12 protein-coding genes and 1 tRNA gene are annotated in these 16,855 nt (G+C 63.2%); 9 read left to right on the top strand and 4 right to left on the bottom strand.

The genetic code is table 11. The features are described from left to right. The first annotated feature begins 478 nt into the window (after positions 1 to 478). The 3 genes from OUZ30_RS11155 to OUZ30_RS11145 all read left to right on the top strand — a co-directional run bounded on the left by OUZ30_RS11155 (position 479) and on the right by OUZ30_RS11145 (position 4,387). Positions 479 to 2,806 (top strand): DNA translocase FtsK, encoded by a 2,328-nt coding sequence (locus OUZ30_RS11155; protein WP_266182397.1) that lies wholly within the window; start codon positions 479 to 481, stop codon positions 2,804 to 2,806. Between the two features lie 241 nt (positions 2,807 to 3,047). After that, complete coding sequence (gene lolA, locus OUZ30_RS11150; protein WP_266182396.1) at positions 3,048 to 3,710, top strand: outer membrane lipoprotein periplasmic chaperone LolA; 663 nt, start codon at positions 3,048 to 3,050, stop codon at positions 3,708 to 3,710. Between the two features lie 8 nt (positions 3,711 to 3,718). After that, positions 3,719 to 4,387 (top strand): YoaK family protein, encoded by a 669-nt coding sequence (locus OUZ30_RS11145; protein ID WP_266182395.1) that lies wholly within the window; start codon positions 3,719 to 3,721, stop codon positions 4,385 to 4,387. A 129-nt stretch (positions 4,388 to 4,516) separates the two neighbouring features. On the opposite strand, the gene OUZ30_RS11140 is transcribed toward OUZ30_RS11145, so the two are convergent. The 3 genes from OUZ30_RS11140 to OUZ30_RS11130 all read right to left on the bottom strand — a co-directional run bounded on the left by OUZ30_RS11140 (position 4,517) and on the right by OUZ30_RS11130 (position 10,871). Next, positions 4,517 to 7,549 carry a ligand-binding sensor domain-containing diguanylate cyclase gene (locus OUZ30_RS11140; RefSeq protein ID WP_266182394.1) on the bottom strand — a complete coding sequence of 1,011 codons (3,033 nt, stop codon included), beginning with the start codon at positions 7,547 to 7,549 and terminating at the stop codon, positions 4,517 to 4,519. Positions 7,550 to 7,983: 434 nt separating this feature from the next. Beyond that, positions 7,984 to 8,691 carry an acid phosphatase gene (locus OUZ30_RS11135; protein ID WP_266182393.1) on the bottom strand — a complete coding sequence of 236 codons (708 nt, stop codon included), beginning with the start codon at positions 8,689 to 8,691 and terminating at the stop codon, positions 7,984 to 7,986. 2 nt (positions 8,692 to 8,693) lie between these two features. After that, a complete protein-coding gene (locus tag OUZ30_RS11130) occupies positions 8,694 to 10,871 on the bottom strand; it encodes a TonB-dependent receptor (protein ID WP_266182392.1) in 2,178 nt (725 codons plus the stop codon). 332 nt (positions 10,872 to 11,203) lie between these two features. Here OUZ30_RS11130 and OUZ30_RS11125 point away from each other — a divergent pair, with 332 nt between their 5' ends. From OUZ30_RS11125 to OUZ30_RS11100, 6 genes are all read left to right on the top strand, one after another. Beyond that, positions 11,204 to 12,541 carry a replication-associated recombination protein A gene (locus OUZ30_RS11125; protein ID WP_266182391.1) on the top strand — a complete coding sequence of 446 codons (1,338 nt, stop codon included), beginning with the start codon at positions 11,204 to 11,206 and terminating at the stop codon, positions 12,539 to 12,541. Positions 12,542 to 12,683: 142 nt separating this feature from the next. Further along, positions 12,684 to 13,313: a 2-hydroxychromene-2-carboxylate isomerase gene (locus OUZ30_RS11120; protein ID WP_266182390.1), complete on the top strand. Its 630-nt coding sequence runs from the start codon at positions 12,684 to 12,686 to the stop codon at positions 13,311 to 13,313. 117 nt (positions 13,314 to 13,430) lie between these two features. Continuing rightward, a complete protein-coding gene (locus OUZ30_RS11115; protein ID WP_266182389.1) occupies positions 13,431 to 14,003 on the top strand; it encodes a hypothetical protein in 573 nt (190 codons plus the stop codon). Between the two features lie 245 nt (positions 14,004 to 14,248). After that, positions 14,249 to 15,529 (top strand): serine--tRNA ligase, encoded by a 1,281-nt coding sequence (gene serS / locus OUZ30_RS11110; RefSeq protein WP_266182388.1) that lies wholly within the window; start codon positions 14,249 to 14,251, stop codon positions 15,527 to 15,529. A gap of 7 nt (positions 15,530 to 15,536) precedes the next feature. Then, entirely contained in the window at positions 15,537 to 15,899 is a 363-nt protein-coding gene (locus tag OUZ30_RS11105; protein ID WP_266182387.1) for an LrgA, read from the top strand. 110 nt (positions 15,900 to 16,009) lie between these two features. Then, positions 16,010 to 16,099, top strand: a tRNA-Ser gene (locus tag OUZ30_RS11100). A gap of 119 nt (positions 16,100 to 16,218) precedes the next feature. Here the strand turns inward: OUZ30_RS11100 and OUZ30_RS11095 are convergent. Next, on the bottom strand, positions 16,219 to 16,851 hold the full coding sequence (locus OUZ30_RS11095) for a hypothetical protein (protein WP_266182386.1): 633 nt from the start codon (positions 16,849 to 16,851) through the stop codon (positions 16,219 to 16,221). Between the last annotated feature and the right edge of the window lie 4 nt (positions 16,852 to 16,855).

Below are 16,855 nucleotides of genomic sequence, written 5' to 3'. Positions count from 1 at the left end.
TGAAAACGGCCTCCGGGCCATCGCTATAATCCGTCGCATTCGCTGGCGACCTGGTGGGTCATTCGCTCCAGCCTTTGCAGCGGTTTCATCTGGCCGCATCGCAAAGACCGAAGCGTTGCGTCCGAACCCGCAAGGATGGGGAAGACACGAGGTCTATTCAAGCCTGCATCACCCCGACCTGGGTGGTTCTGTTTCCCGGCTCGGCGCGAAGCGCGTGACGGGCTTTGTGCGGCAGAACTCGTCGGTGACTCTTTCTCCCGCTATTCTTCCCAGCGTGCAGCGTCTAGCCGCCGGCAACGAATGGCGCCAGTTCGAACCGCTGCGTTGGGGGGCTCGACCTGGGCAGTGAAGAGCTGGTTCATCCAGCGGTCAAGGGCATGGCGTAAGTTTTGTCCGCCCGTCCGGGGACGCACGAAAAACCGGCCATGCCTGGCATGACCGGACACTTATGAAAACTGGCATCAGGAAAAGGAATACGGTGGCGCGTAGCGCGAACGTCAAGAAGGAAAAGGAGCGTGATGGCCTCAGCGAAGAGCTGAAGCGCCGTCTGCGCGAGGCTGGGGCGCTGCTGTTGCTGCCGTTGGCCTTGTACCTATTGGTCTGCCTGTTCAGTTACAACGACCAGGACCCCAGTTGGGGTCATGTCGGCACGGCCGAGCACGCCCGGAATTTTGGCGGCTCGGTAGGTGCGAACATCGCCAATGTCCTGCGCTACATCTTCGGGCTGGTGTCCTACTGCTTCCCGCTGCTGCTGCTGGTGCTCGGCGTGCAAGTGCTGCGCAATCGCGGCGAAAACAACGTGCAGCCGTGGGAGCCCTCGCTGCGCCTTATCGGCTCGGTGTTTTTCTTCATCACGGCGCCCGCGCTGCTGTATCTCAACTTCCATGATGAGCCCGTGCTGCCCCAAGGCGTGGGCGGCATCATCGGCATGTGGGTGGGTCGTGGCCTGATGCATGCGTTGGGCGACAAGGGCGCGCCGCTGCTGTTGCTGGCTCTGTTCCTCGTCGCCGTAACCCTCGCCACGGGCCTGTCGTGGTTCCGTGTGATGGACGTGACCGGGCAGGGCGTACTCCGCTTCGCCGGCTGGTTCGGTGGCAAGCTGCGCGAGGCGCCGGACGTGTTGGCCGCCCGCCAGGCACGCGCCGAGCGCGAAGTGGTCAAGAAGGTCGAGGCCGTCAAACAGGCCAAGCGCGAACCCGTACGCATCGAAGTGCCGCCGGCACCGGTGGTGAAGAGCGAGCGCGCCAAGCTGGAAAACCAGATTCCGCTGTTCACCGGTGCTTCGGCGCCGGGCGAGCTGCCGCCGCTGTCCTTGCTCGACGAAGCGCCGGAGCAGGGCCCCGGTTATTCCGAGGAAACCCTGGAAGTGCTGTCGCGCCAGGTCGAGCTGAAGCTCAAGGATTTCCGCATCGAGGCCAAAGTGGTCGGCGTCTATCCCGGCCCGGTCATCACCCGGTTCGAGCTGGAGCCCGCCGCTGGCGTGCGCGGTTCGCAGGTGTCGAGCCTGGACAAGGACATCGCGCGCGGCCTTTCGGTGGTCAGTGTGCGCGTGGTCGACGTGATTCCGGGCAAGAACGTGATCGGCCTGGAAATCCCCAATACCCGCAAGCAGATCGTCTATCTCTCCGAGATCCTGCGCTCGGACAAGTACGACCAGATGAAGTCGCCGGTGGCGCTGGCGCTGGGCAAGGACATCGCCGGTCGTCCGGTGGTGGCCGACCTAGCCAAGATGCCGCACTTGCTGGTGGCCGGCACCACCGGCTCGGGCAAATCCGTGGCGGTCAACGCGATGGTGCTGAGCCTGCTGTACAAGGCCAGCGCCAAAGACGTGCGCATGATCATGATCGACCCGAAGATGCTCGAGCTTTCGGTCTACGAAGGCATCCCGCATCTGCTCGCGCCGGTCGTCACCGACATGAAGGAAGCCGCCAACGCGCTGCGCTGGTGCGTGGCCGAAATGGAGCGCCGTTACAAGCTGATGGCCGCAGTGGGCGTGCGCAACCTCGCCGGCTTCAACAAGAAGGTGAAGGACGCCGAGAACGCCGGTCAGCCGCTGCTCGATCCGCTGTTCCGCCCGAACCCGGAGATGCCTAACCTGGCGGCCGAGCCGCTGGAGCCACTGCCGTACATCGTGATCATCATCGACGAGTTCGCCGACATGATGATGATCGTCGGCAAGAAGGTCGAAGAGCTGATCGCCCGCCTGGCGCAGAAGGCGCGTGCCGCTGGCGTGCACCTGGTGCTGGCTACGCAGCGTCCGTCGGTGGATGTGATCACCGGTTTGATCAAGGCGAATATCCCCACCCGCATCGCGTTCCAGGTGTCGAGCAAGATCGACTCGCGCACCATTCTCGATCAGTCCGGTGCGGAAGCGTTGCTCGGCCACGGCGACATGCTTTACCTGCCGCCGGGTACGGCCACGCCGGAGCGCGTGCATGGTGCCTTCGTGGACGACCACGAGGTACACAACGTAGTGAAATGGCTGAGGGCACAAGGCTCGCCGCAGTACATCGAAGGCGTGCTGGAAGAAGTGCAGGCCACCAGCGACGGCAAGTTCATCAACGACTCCGGCCTGCCGCAGGACGGCGAAGAAGGTGGCGACGTCGAGGCGCAGCTGTATGACCGCGCGGTACGCATCGTCACCGAGTCTCGCCGCGCGTCGATTTCCGGCGTGCAGCGCCATCTACGCATCGGCTACAACCGCGCCGCGCGCCTGATCGAACAGATGGAGCAGGACGGCGTAGTGAGCGCACCCCAGCACAACGGCAACCGCGAAGTGCTGGCGCCGCCACCGCCGAAGAACTGACTATTTGCTCGTCATCCCAGCCAAGGCGGCGATTTCGGGAGCTCGACACTTTTGCTCGTCATCCCAGCGAAGGCTGGGATCCAGCGACTTTGCTTTTACCGCGCAACCAGCCGCCAACAAAGGCACTGGATCCCAGCCTTCGCTGGGATGACGGTGAGGAAAGGTTGCACCCTGTACGGCCCAGTCCCCATTAAGCTAGTCCCGCCCAAACTCTGCGCATCGCTCCACCTACAGGGTCCCCATGAAACGCTCGCTTGTTCTCGCTACCGCTGCGCTCCTGCTATCGATGACCGGTTTTGCCCAGGCGGCTACCGGCCCTGCGCGCGCGAAACTCGATGCCTTCGCCACCGGCATGCACTCGCTCACCGGCAAGTTCACCCAGTCGTTGACCGACGCGAACGGCAGTGCCTCCAAGGTCAGTTCCGGCACCTTGGCGCTCGAGGCGCCGCGGCAGTTCCGTTGGGAGACGCTGACGCCGTACAAGCAGACCATCGTCGCCGACGGCAGCCGCGTGTGGCTGTACGACCCGGACCTCGAGCAGGTCACCGTGCGCGTGCAGAGTTCAGAGGAATCGCATAGCCCGCTCACCGTGCTCACCGATCTCAAGCAGATGGACAAGGACTTCAAGGTGGCCGAGCAGGGCGAGCACGATGGTTTGAGCTGGCTGCGCCTCACCTCGGCCGCGAAGGACCCGCAGTTCGACTATGCCGACCTCGGTTTTGATGCCAACGGCCTGGCCCGCATGGTGTTCCGCGACCAGCTCGGCGCCACCACCGATATCCGCTTCTCCGGCTGGCAGCGCAACGTGCCGATTGCGCCTGCCACCTTTAATTTCGTACCGCCGCCGGGCGCCGACGTCATCGGCGACGTGCCGGTGCTTAGCACCCAGCCGATCAAGAACTGATTGCGGCAATGCTGCGTCAGCTGCCGCGCTGGGCCTGGATCGGCGGCGGTTTGCTGGCGCTGATAGCCGGCTGCATCAACGCCGTCGGCTATCTCTGTTTTCGGCATCAGCCGATCACCCACCTGACCGGGACCAGCACCGAGCTGGGTCTGGCGCTCGCCCGCCTCGATGCAACCGAGATCGCGCACTGGGCATTGGCCATTGCATCGTTCCTGGCGGGCGCGGTGTTGAGTGGCTTTATCGTGCAACAGAGCACACTGCAGCTGGGGCGCCGCTACGGCGTCGTGCTGATGATCGAATCGGTGCTGCTGTTCGCCGCGATTCCCTTGATCCACGAGCAGCGTGACCTGGGCCTTTACCTGGCGTCAGCGGCTTGTGGATTGCAGAACGCCATGGTCAGCACATATAGCGGCGCGACGTTCCGCACCACGCATCTTTCCGGCATCTTCACCGACCTGGGCATTTACCTGGGCCAGCGTTTGCGCGGGTTGCCGGTGGACATGCTGCGCGTGCATGTGTGCCTGCTGGTGGCCAGCCACTTCATCGTGGGCGCCACCCTGGGTGCGCTCGGCTTTCTGGCCTGGCAGGAGCGCGTGTTGCTGGTGCCGGCGGTGCTTACCGGCGTGGTGGGCCTGGGCTACGCGATTTATCGCCATCGCATGCTGGCGACACACTAACAGCCTGGTCTAAATCTCGTTGCGCGCGTCCCGTACTCGTACCAGTCACATTTATGCTCGTCATTCCAGCGTTCGCTGGGATGACGGTGCCTTTCGAAGACTCTGCACCGGCCCTAAGAGATGCCAGCCTCAAGACGCCGCCACGCATCGATTGCGCCCCGCATGCTTGGCCTGATACAACGCCTCGTCCGCACGCGATAGCCATTGCGACAGATTCTCGCCCTCACGATAGGCCGCCACGCCGATGCTGGCCGTCACTGCAATCGCGCGACCTTCGTAGACAGCGTGCTGCTCGGCGACCGCCTGGCGAATCCGTTCCGCCACGGCCATGCCATGCGCCAGCGTGCCGCCGGGCAGACATATCACCAGCTCTTCGCCGCCGTAGCGACCAACCAGATCCCCTTCGCGGCATTGTTTCAGGATCGCGGTGCATGCAGCGCAGATCACCGCATCACCCGCCAGGTGGCCGTAGCCGTCGTTGATCTGTTTGAAGTGATCCAGGTCGAGCAAGGCGATACAGGCGCCTCCATCGGGCGCCGTCTGGCGCACTTCCTCGGCAAGGGCGAGAAAACTTCGACGGTTGCTGATGCCGGTGAGCTCATCGGTATGGGCCAGTTCGTCGAGGCGCAGGTTGGCCACGCGCAGCTCGCGGGTATGCATGTCGATCTGTTGCTGCAGCAGACGGGCTTTCCGATGCAGGTAGAGCGTGCGTATCTGGATCAGTCCGATAACCATGGCCAGCAACAACAGGCCCGCGATGATCCTGGCGGTCACGGTTTCATACCAGCGGGGTTCGACCAGCACTTCAAACGTGGTGTCGATGCGGCGTGGCTGCATACCCTGCGTCGTCGCGCGCAGTCGGAGCGTGTAATCGCCGTGGGGCAGGTTGGTGTACATGGCCGATGGCAGGCTGCCGCGGGGAACGTCACTCCAGCCCTCGTCGAAGCCTTCCATGCGGTAGCTATAGCTGGTCTCCGCCGGCGCCTGGTAATCCAGCAGGGCGAAATCCACGCGCAGGCTGCGATTATGCGTGCCGAGCCTTAGCGTCTCGCCGGTGCGCGGGAGTCTGCCGAAAGGCATGGGCACGCCATTGAGCTCGGCCTGGGTGACGATCAACGGGGGATCGGGCGTATTTGGCGGACGCCAGTCGGGCCGAATGACGGTGAGTCCGCCAAGCCCCCCAAACAGCAGTTCGCCGGTGGGTGCGCGTGCGGCAGCCGCGTAGATGTAGCTGGCGATGCGCAGGCCATCGCGGATGCCAAGATTGCGCACGGTACGGGTGGAGCCGTCGATCATGGCCACACCATTGGGCAGGCTTACCCACGGGTTGCCGTTGTCGTCGGACAACACGGCATTGACGTTGTCGCTGGCCAGTCCATCCGCGCTGCCGAGATGGCGGAAGCGAAACGTGCTGTTGCTGTCCTGTGGTTCCAGCAGGCTCAGTCCGCCGGCCGTGCCAATCCATAACTGCCCTTCTGGATCGGTCGTTAGCGACGTGACCAGGTCGTTAGGCAGGCTGGATGGGTCGCCCGGACGATTCAGGATGCGGGTGAAGTCGCGGGTCTGCAGGGAGTTGGCGGCAATCGAGATACCGTAGGCCGTGAGGTACCAGACCGTATGATCGACGCGGGCGATGTGCCGCACGGTGTCGCTGGAAAGGCTGCCGGGATCATCCGCCGCATGGCGGAAATGCACGACGGCGTGCGTGCGTGTGTTGTAGCGATAGACGCCGTCGTAGGTGGCGATCAACAGTTGTTCGCCATCGCTGAGCAGGCTCAACACAGGTTTTTCATCCAGTTCGGCGAGCAGGGAGTCCTGCAGCACCAGCGTGTCCGGATTCACGCGCGCAAGCCCCTGGGTGCCTATCCAGATCGTGCCGTCCGACCCCTCGGCGAAAGCCTGCACGTCGCGCCGCGCCTGATTTCCGCCGAGCTGGATATGCCGGATCTGCCCCTTGCCAAGATCGATGATGTCGATCCGTCCCGAGCTCATGCCCAGCCAGATACGGTCACGCTTGTCGACATAGATGCCGCGCACATTGGTGTTGGCGATCGCGCGGTCTTCCCGCGTCGATGGGAGCAGCGCAAAGGCGGTGCGGGCGTTTGGATCGTGCCGTGCGATGCCCAGGTCGGTAGCGACCCAGGCATTGCCGGAGCGGTCCTGCATCAGCGCGCGCACGGAGTCGCCGGGTAGCGACGACGGCACGGCGGTGTCGTGGGCGATGGCGTGAACGCCGGAGGCGCCAGGCGAGTAGGTGAGCACGCCAGTGCCGTCCGTGCCGATCCAGATCTTGTCGGCCGAGATCTCCAGGAAATCGCGCACGGTGGCGCGTCGCGCATGATCCTGTTGATAGCCACTGAAGCCGGGAATGGCTTGCCAGTGGCCGTCGGTATCCCGGTAGACGGCGCCTGCCTGGGTGCTACCGATCCAGATCCGACCTTCGCGATCCTCGTGGATAGACCAGATGCCGTCGTTCAGTACGGCGTCGATGCTGCCATCAGGGCGAGGTGGACGCACGAAGTTGTGTGCGCCGGCGCGCCGGAACAGCAGGCCATTGCTGGTACCCAGCCACAGATTGCCTGCACGATCCGCCAGCACGCTGAAGTTGCGTGGCGAGGCGAGGGCGCCCGTGGCTACCGGCGTGATCCGGTTGGTGTGCAGGTCCAGATAATCGAGGCCGTGGTCGGTGGCGATCCAGACACCGCTGTCGCCATCGTGCGCCAGGGCATAGATCTTGCGGTCCGAAGTGCCGCCCCGGCCGACGGGATAGTTGTGCAGCGCATTGCTGACGGGGTCGAAGCGACTCAGTCCTCCCGCATTGGTGCCCACCAGCACGCCGCCATCCTGCAGGGCGAGCAGGCTTCGCACATACGCGTCAGGCAGCCCTGATCTGCCTCCGGCCGCCACGGTGAACACCTGCATGCGATAGCCGTCGTAGCGCACCAGCCCGCCAATCGTGCCGATCCATACCAGCCCGCGCTGGTCCTGCACCATGGCCGTGGTGATCGAATGGGGTAGCCCATCGTTGATGCCAAGTTTGTCGAACCACGGCGCATCAAACGGCGCCCAGGGATCGTCAGCACGCACCGCGCTGAATGGCAGCAGCAGTATCAGGAAGAACGTCAGCCAATAGTGGCGACGACAATGGGGACGACGGTCCACACGCGAGGCCGACGCAGGTGAAGTACACAGCGGTGGGACAGCGCTGGCAGGCGCCGGTCTTTCCGGGGAAAACCTACGTTGTCGCTGTGACATGTCGCCTCACTGCGGCCTGGATGCCGCATGTGAGACCGGATGATAGCTGCAGCGAGTTGCTCGCTGACATGCCCTATCATCGGGAGATCATACGCCATGCCAATCTGGCAGTGCCTGGGTTGCCGTCGTCCGCTACCGACATGTCCATTACCGACGCGATGTTGCCCTATTGATACACCTGCGTAGCCCACGGCAGCGGCATTTTTCATCACGACGTATAGCGAGGCGATATCCTGTACCGATGTTGCGTGGCCGTTCGCATGTGCGGCGCCAACATCAGTTGCTGAAACAGGCCTTGTCGGCGGCACCGGTGTTCCAGGCCGATGCCGCCTTGCGGGCCGTCAGCCCGGTCCGTCCTTGGGAGGGGTGGTTGGCAGTTTCAGCGAGGCGCGCAACTCTGCTCGCGCCGCCTCGTAGTCCGCCCGCCAATCCGGGTCATGCAGCAAGTCGGCAGCAATCACGGTGCCGGCCAGTCGACCGGCTTCGATATCGCTGGGGAAGTGCACGCCCATCACCACGCGATGCAGGGCATACAGGTCGGCCCGGGCAAAAATGGCCGCGCGCTTCTCCGGCACCATGTTGGCCAGCAACACGGCTTCGCTATAGCCCAGCGTGGCGTGGCCGCTGGGATAGCTCCAGTCGTCTGCCTTCTCTTGCGCCAGCGGCTTCACCTGCGTCGACACGAACGGTGGGCGTGGGTGATGCCAGTAGTTCTTCGCTGGCTTGACGGCGGCCTTGTCGTAAGCGACCAGCCGCACGAACAAGGCCGCCGTGCGCGGCAGTTTCGCTGCCTCGAAACCGCTGCCGAAGACATCGGCGAAGCGGAACACCGAATGTTCGTCGTCAGCGCGTGCGGCGGCTTCGTCCGCCGGCGTGCGACTTGCCTGCACGCCAAGCACCGTCTGCAGCTCGTGCTGCGCCACCAGCGAGCCTGCGGCCGGCGGAGGCGGCAGCACAGCTACCAGGTCCGGGGTGGAACCACCGCTGCCAGAGGCAGCGGCGGGGAGGGCCAGCGACAGTGCCAGCCAGAGGATCGTCATGCGCATCATGGTCAGAACTTCGCCGAGAGCGTAACCATGTAGCTGCGTTCCGGGATGGTGAAATACAGCGGCGTGTTGTCCTGCGCCGTGTAGCCGGCCAGTGCGTAGATGCTCTTGTTGTCGAACAGGTTGGAGACCTGCAGGCCCACGCGGACTTCTTTCAGGTCGGCCATATCCGCAAAGGCGTAGCTGGCGGCGAAGTTGGTGGTCGCGTAGCCGCCAAACGGCTGCGTCTGTCCGGTGTCGCCATAGCGGTAGCCGACGAACTTGTCGATCAGCGACGCGTACAGCGGACCCTGGTTGTAGATCACGCCAAGCGCCGCGGTCTTGCTCGGCGCGTTCGGCAGCCACTGGTTGGTGGTGTTGTCGGTGGCGCGGTTGAGCGAACCGTTCGCGTACACGCTGACGCCGGCGCCGATCAGGTAGCTGCCTTCCGCCTCGAAGCCCTTGTAGACGGCACCGCCCTCATTGAAGAAGGTGGTGATGCCACCGACCTTGCGGCTTTCGATCTTGTTGTTGAAGTTGATGTAGTAGACGTCGGCCGACAAGGTCAGGCGATCGTCGTTCCAGTTGGTGCCGAGCTGGCGATTGATGGTCTGCTGCGGACTGACGGTATTGTCCTGCGGCGCCGTGGTGTAGAACGTGTTGAGGTTGGGCGCGAGGAAACCCTTGGCCCACTGCGCGTAAGCCGTCCAGTTCGAGGTGAACTGCCAGTGCAGCGCCGCCGAGGGCAGGGCCTTGGTCCAGTCCTTGGAGTAGTTCAGCGGATCGCCGGTCTTCTGGTTCACGGTGGCATCGATGTCGCGCTTGAAATCGACGTACTTCATGCCGCCGACGAGGTAGCCCGCGTCGGTGATGTTCCACTGGTATTCCAGGTAGGGCTGGAACGTCCGCAGCGAGTCGGTCATGTCGCGATCGATGGCCGCCGAAGCCGGCACCGCGTTGGGCGCGCCGTTCAAGGTGGCATCCACTTCATGCAGCCAGCGCAGGTTGTCCTGGTCGTCGTACCAGAAGCCGGTGTGGATCTCGCCCGGCCCCAGTTCCTTGGTCAGGCGGAAAATATCGCCCCAGGAGCGATACCAGTTGCGCATGCGCTGGCCAGGGACGTTGTCCGGGCCGTAAATCGTGCCGTTCGGCGTTTCGCCGTTCGGGTCTTCGCCGTTGTAGCCGAAGTGGTTGTAGGCGAGGGTATAGGCCTTGTTGTCGATGGTCCAGCCAGCGAACTCCGAGTGCAGGCCGAGGTAGCCCAGGTACGTGCTGATTTCGTCCTTGTTGTAGCCGTAGTAGTTCTGGCTCGTCGGATCATTGCTGAGCGCGTAGTTCGGACCGTGCTGCTCGATCTGCGCGGCGGTGGCACCAAACGGCACGTACTGGTGGATGTTGTTGTACATGCCGGCGAACGTCAGCGTGGTGTTGTCGCCGATCGGTTGCACGATTTTCGCGAACACGTTCTGCCGGCGCTGGCCCGAGTAGGTGAGATAGCCGTCCGAATCGCTGTTCTGCACATTGATCGAGGCGGTGGTGCCGCCGGTCTGATCGATGCGTCCCGTGTTGAACGTCGCGCCCTGGACCTCGGTGCTCCAGCTGCCGAAGGTGAGGTAGGGCTCGATGCTGAAGTGGTCGGACGGCGTCAGTGAGTTCACCCCGACGGTGCCGCCGAAGGTGGCGTTGCCCAGTGTGCTGGCCGTGCCCGGACCGCGATCGATCAGGATGCTGCCGGTGGTGGCGTTGTTGAAGTACGAAGTCGAGTGGTGGGTGAAGTCGTTCGGGTCGCCCCAGGGGATGCCGTCAAAGGTGACGTTGTACTCGCCGTCCTGGAAGCCGCGCATGGCGACCACCGGGGCTTCCATCAGGCCCGGGCCGTTCGGCGCCACGGTGGAGATGCTGGGCGCAATCGCGATCGCATCGGTGTAGTCGCCGGTCGGCGGCACGTTCTTCTGGATAAACAGGCTGTTGATGATCGACTGCGGCTGGGTGGCAATGGCCGAACCCTGGGTCGGCGAAATATTGCTGATTACGTCGGTGCCAGTGACCTGGACCGCATCCAGGTTTTTAGCCGCTGCCGTCGCGGCGCTGCTGTCTGCCGATGTAGCGTCGCTGGCCCAGGCGGGTGACGCGAGAGCTGCGGCCAGGCAAAGAGCAATAGTCGTCCGAGAGCGCAAATAAAGCGCCTTAGTCTGCCGTGTCATGGGGAGCCCGATTAGATTGTTATTGAGGTGTGAAGCGGAGCGTCACCGTAATAGGGCAATATGACAATTTGGCAACAAAATGATTATTCGATGAATCATAGATAATCGAATTAAATTACGCTAAGACAATACTAAGAAAGGTGAAGATAATCGCTATAAGGTAATTATAAGCTGGCCATAAGGTTTGTAATAAACGATCATTATCTGATTAATGATCGAAGCGATTTCTGTGCGCTGTTTCAGGCCCACAACCGCGCTCGTAGCTCATGGTGCATGCGAGGCTCGCGCTGTCCTTGCGGCTCGTGGCGCCTCGATGTCCTATCATTCGCGGTATGTCACGCCGCGATATGTACGACGCCCCGGGCCTGTTTGCTGAGTCCGATGAATTGAAGCCCCTGGCCGAACGCATGCGCCCGCGCACGCTCGACGAAATCGTCGGCCAGCAACGTGTGCTGGCACCCGGCAAGGCGCTGCGGCGCGCGCTCGAGGCCGGGCGCGTGCACTCCATGGTGTTGTGGGGGCCGCCCGGCTGCGGCAAGACCACGATTGCATTGTTGGTGGCGCGCTATGCGGATGCCGACTTCCGTGCGATCTCCGCCGTGCTCTCGGGCCTGCCTGATGTGCGCAAGGCGCTGGCCGAAGCGGAGGCCAACTTCGCCCAGGGACGCCGCACGGTGTTGTTCGTGGACGAGGTGCACCGCTTCAACAAGGCGCAGCAGGACGCGTTCCTGCCGCATATCGAGCGCGGCATCATCATCTTCATCGGCGCCACCACCGAGAATCCGTCGTTTGAGCTGAACTCCGCGCTGCTTTCGCGCTGCCGCGTGCATGTGCTCGAGTCGGTGACGATTGACGACATCGTCACCGCACTCAAGCGCGCCTTGAATGATCACGAGCGCGGCCTCGGCGAGATGGCGCTGGAGGTTGCGGACGAGTCGCTGCGCTTGATCGCGCACGCTGCCGATGGCGATGTGCGTCGCGGCCTGACGCTGTTGGAGATCGCTGCCGAGCTGGCCGAGAACCACCACATCGACGACGCCACGCTGACCCAGGTGCTGGCCGATCGCACGCGGCGTTTCGACAAGGGCGGCGAGCAGTTCTACGACCAGATCTCGGCGCTGCATAAATCCGTGCGTTCGTCCGATCCCGACGCTGCCGTGTACTGGCTGTGCCGCATGCTGGATGGCGGCGTCGACCCGCTCTATCTCGCCCGCCGCATGACCCGCATGGCGGTGGAAGATGTCGGCCTGGCCGAGCCGCGCGCATGGCGCATGGCGCTGGATGCGTGGGATACCTACGAGCGCCTGGGCAGCCCGGAAGGCGAACTGGGTCTGGCGCAGCTCGCTATCTGGCTGGCCATCGCGCCCAAGAGCAACGCGGCATACAAGGCCTATAACCAGGCCCGCGCCTTGATCCGCGAAACGGGCACGCTCGACGTGCCGATGCATTTGCGCAATGCGCCGACCAAGTTGATGAAAGGGCTTGGCTACGGCACCGGCTATCAGTACGACCACGATGCCGAAGGCGGTGTGGCGCTTGACCAGCAATGTTTGCCGGACCAGCTCGATGGCACGGTGTTCTACGAACCGGTAGAGCGCGGCCTGGAATTGAAGCTGCGCGAAAAGCTGTTGAGCTTGCGCGAGGCGAGGCGCCAAGCGCGCAATAAATGATCCTCGGGAAAAGGCAGAGTTCTTAATGCTCGTCATCCCAGCGAACGCTGGGATGACAATTCGTTTGGCCCATCAATCTTTGTGTTAGACGGCCGTGGTTCGTATACACGAACGAGCCCCAGCCTTTCATCCGAGGTATGCCATGCCGATCACCTGGTATTTCGACTTCATCTCCCCCTTTGCCTGGCTGCAATGGCCCAAGGTAAAGGCCCTCGCCACGACACATCCGGTGACCTTGCGTCCCATCCTGTTTGCCGGTGTGCTCGATCGTCGCGGGCAGAAAGGGCCTGCAGAAATTCCGTTCAAGCGCGAGTTCACTTATCGCCACGCCTTGTGGCGCGCCCGCCAAGCCGGTCAGTCACTGCGCTTTCCGCCTGCGCATCCGTTCAATCCGCTGACCTCACTGCGGCTATGCATTGCCGCCGGCAGCAGCGTGGCGGCAACGGATGCGATCTTCGATTGGATCTGGGGGCAGGGCCACGCGGGCGATAGCGTGGAAGCATTGGCACCGGTGGCAGCGCATCTGGGTATCGCCGATCCGGCGGCAGCTATCGCCGACCCTGCGGTCAAGGCGCGACTCAAGGCGAATTTCGATGCCGCCATGGAGGAGGGCGTGTTTGGCGTTCCCACGCTCTCGCTGGACGGCCGTCTTTTCTGGGGCGACGACGCCCATGATTTCGCGCTCGCCTGCCTGCTCAATCCGTTGCTTTGGGACGAGCCTGAGATGCAGCGTGTGGCGACCTTGCCGATTGGCGTAGCACGCTTCACCTGAGCGCGCAGCGCCCGCCTTCACTGGGCAAGCCTGAGCCGCCTTGCTGCGACACAGCTTGCGGCCCGTCGCACTGGGGGCATAGATTCGGCCCACCGAAGGTTTCGTGGGGAGCGGACCATGCGTGTACTCGTAGCGGCACTGATGGGCGGCATCGTGATGTTTCTGTGGGGTGCCATCGCCCATATGGCGTTGGGCCTGGGTAATCCGGGCATTCACCAGCCGGTGAATGAGGATGTGGTGCTCAGCACCTTGCATCAGGGCCTGGGCACGGAACCCGGCGTGTATATCCTGCCGTCGATCGATCCCGCCAAGATGGGTGACAAGGCGACCATCGCCGCGTATTCCACCAAGTCCCAGGCGTCGCCCTATGCGTGGGTGGTCTACATGCCGCAGGGTGAGGATCTTTCCAACATGACCCGCCAACTGCCGCGGCAGTGGGCTTCAGACACCCTGGCCGCGCTCGCGCTGGCCTTTGTGATGGCGCTGGGGCCATTCGGCTTGATCAAGCGCATGTACATTGCGCTGGCCTTTGCCGTGTTCGCCTGGCTTAGCGAATTGGTGCCGTACTGGACCTGGTATCGCTTTCCCGCCCAGATGACCATGGCCGCCCTGGTCGAGCAGATCGTAGGCTGGCTGCTGGCCGGCGCGGTGATGGCGTGGTGGTTGGGGCGGCGGCGGAAGACGTTCTAGGAGCGTTTTGCTTCCTCTCCCCTCCGGGGAGAGGACCGAGGTGAGGGGCGGGTGCTCGCGGTAGGGCTGCAAAAGAACCGGCCCGGATGTGGCTCTGTCGCCAGATTGCCCCTCACCCCAACCCTTTCCCCGCCGGGGAGAGGGAGCACAGATGGGGTTTCGTGATGCCACAAACCCCCAACATTGCAGCCATCCCAACCACCCAGCGATAATCCCGGGTTCCAAGTCATTACCCTGGATCGATCATGCTGGACCCCGCACTGCTGCGTTCGCGCCTGGCCGAAACCGCCGAGCGCCTCAAGGAAACCCGTGGTTTCACGCTCGACGTGGCCGCCATCGAGGCCTTGGAGAGTCAGCGCAAGCAGCTGTCCACCGAGACCCAGGAACTGCAGAACCTGCGCAATACGCGGTCCAAGGCCATCGGCCAGGCCAAGGGCAAGGGCGAAGACGTCGCCCCGCTGATGGCCGAAGTCACCGGTATCGGCGACAAGCTCAAGGCCAACGAACAGGCGCTGGCCGACGTACAGGCCAAGCTCACCGAGATCTCGCTGGGCCTGCCGAACATTCCGCATGCCTCCGTGCCGCTGGGCAACGACGAAAACGAGAACCTGGAAATCCTGCGCTGGGGCACGCCGCGCCAGTTCGATTTCCCGGTCAAGGATCACGTCGACCTTGGCGAGCGTCACGGCTGGCTGGACGGCGAGGCCGGCGCCAAGCTATCCGGTTCGCGCTTCACCGTGATGCGCGGCCAGCTGGCCCGCCTGCATCGTGCACTCGCGCAGTTCATGCTCGACCTGCAGACCGGCGAGCACGGTTATCTCGAATGCAACGTGCCGGTGATCGTCAACGCCGACAGCATGCTTGGCACCGGCCAGCTGCCCAAGTTCGAAGAAGACCTGTTTGCCACCCAGGTGGGCGACAGCAAGCGTTATCTAATTCCCACCGCCGAAGTGCCGCTGACCAACCTGGTGCGCGACACCATCCAGGAAGCCGACGCACTGCCGCTGCGCATGACCGCGCACACGCTGTGCTTCCGCGCCGAGGCAGGCAGCTACGGCCGCGATGTGCGCGGCATGATCCGCCAGCACCAGTTCGAGAAGATCGAGATGGTGCAGATTGTCCGCGCCGGCGATTCCTATGCCCAGCTGGAAGAAATGGTCGGCCACGCCGAAAAGGTGCTGCAGCTGCTCGGCTTGCCGTATCGCAAGGTGCTGCTGTGCACCGGCGACATGGGCTTCGGCTCGGCCAAGACCTACGACCTGGAAGTGTGGCTGCCCAGCCAGAACACCTACCGCGAAATCTCCAGCTGCTCCAACTTCGAAGACTTCCAGGCCCGCCGCCTGCAGGCCCGCGTACGTAACCCGGAAACCGGCAAGCCTGAGCTGGTGCACACGCTCAACGGTTCCGGCCTCGCCGTCGGCCGCACCCTGGTCGCCGTGATGGAGAACTATCAGAACACCGACGGTTCGATCAGCGTGCCCGAGGCACTCCGCCCGTATATGCGCGGCATGGACAAGGTCGCCTGAGGCCGTCATGAGCACCCCGCGCTGGGACAAGGTCGAACTCACCGCCAGCTACACCTTGCTGACGATCCTGGCCACGGAACTGCTGACCCGCCTCGGTCTGTTCAGCATGTTCCCGCTGCCCCCCGTCGACCTGGCGCTATCCATCATCGCCACCGTGCTGGTGATCGGCGCATTCTGGTTCGCCCGCACCAGCCGCAAGGCCCGCTTCTGGATCATCGGCTTCGCCAGCGCCACTCAACTGGTGCCGATGGTGGTCCGCCAACCGATCCTGCTCCTGCCCTTGATCGGCGCCGCCTTCCCCGTTGCCATCATGCTGTGGGCGATGATCGCCTTGTCGAAAAAAGGGCAGGGCACCGCACCCCATTCCTGATAGGATGTCGGCCCTGCAAGACGAGTCGGGATCCCAGAAACACCCGCTCGTCATTCCTGCGAAAGCAGGAACCCGTGCCTTTGGATGCGCCGGAAACGCAGCAAAAATCCGGAGAGATGGCCGAGTGGTTTAAGGCAGCAGTCTTGAAAACTGCCGTAGGTGTAAGCCTACCGTGGGTTCGAATCCCACTCTCTCCGCCAGAAACGCAACTAAGCCCCTGAAATAAGGGGTTTTTTTGTGTCCTGCGTTTGGCGTCCCACACGCCACCCCATACAGACGCACGAACGTGGCTCGCCCGCCTATCAGGCCTCATGCGGCACTATTCGGGGGTCGGTCGCGCGAAATGCTTAGTGCAATAAGCGACGTACTCAGAAACCTGGGCCTGGAACTCGTTCAGCCGGTCTAGCGTGCGCTGAAGGTGCTCGATGGTCGGATCATGCCCAGCCCGGAGATGGTCGTTGAAGCTGATGACTACGTCCGGCAGCATCTCTGCTCTTCCGAACGCATACGCCAAGGCAAGTGCCATCTCCTTTTTTGTCTTGGCGAGGTCAGCAATCCAGCCTCGATCCAACACGTCGACAAATCGCCTGATCTCGGCTGCGCGCCTGGCGAGCTCTCGAATGGCGGCAACTCGATCTTTGTTGAACTCTTCTCCGGTGAGAAGTTTGCCAATGAGGTCGCACGAGTTCTGGATCGCAACAGTTGCCGTGAACATCAGGCCAGCGGCGACATCGGAGCTCGCCTCGGCCATGCGCTGGCGCTCCCGCGCATCGCGCGTACCAAGGTGTAGAGCAGCCCACGCTGCTGCAAAAGTCGCCACAACCACGAGAGAGTTCACGAGCGCGCCAGCCCATGCTCCCTGATCGGCGGCAGTCAGAGAAAGCCACCAAAGCCAGGACGGCAGCGAATGACCGTGTGCAACAGGCGCAACACAGCCGGGATCAAAGTCCATGTGT

The organism is Dyella humicola (genome assembly GCF_026283945.1).
Classification (GTDB): domain Bacteria; phylum Pseudomonadota; class Gammaproteobacteria; order Xanthomonadales; family Rhodanobacteraceae; genus Dyella; species Dyella humicola.
This window is presented reverse-complemented; position numbering and strand designations above follow the sequence as displayed.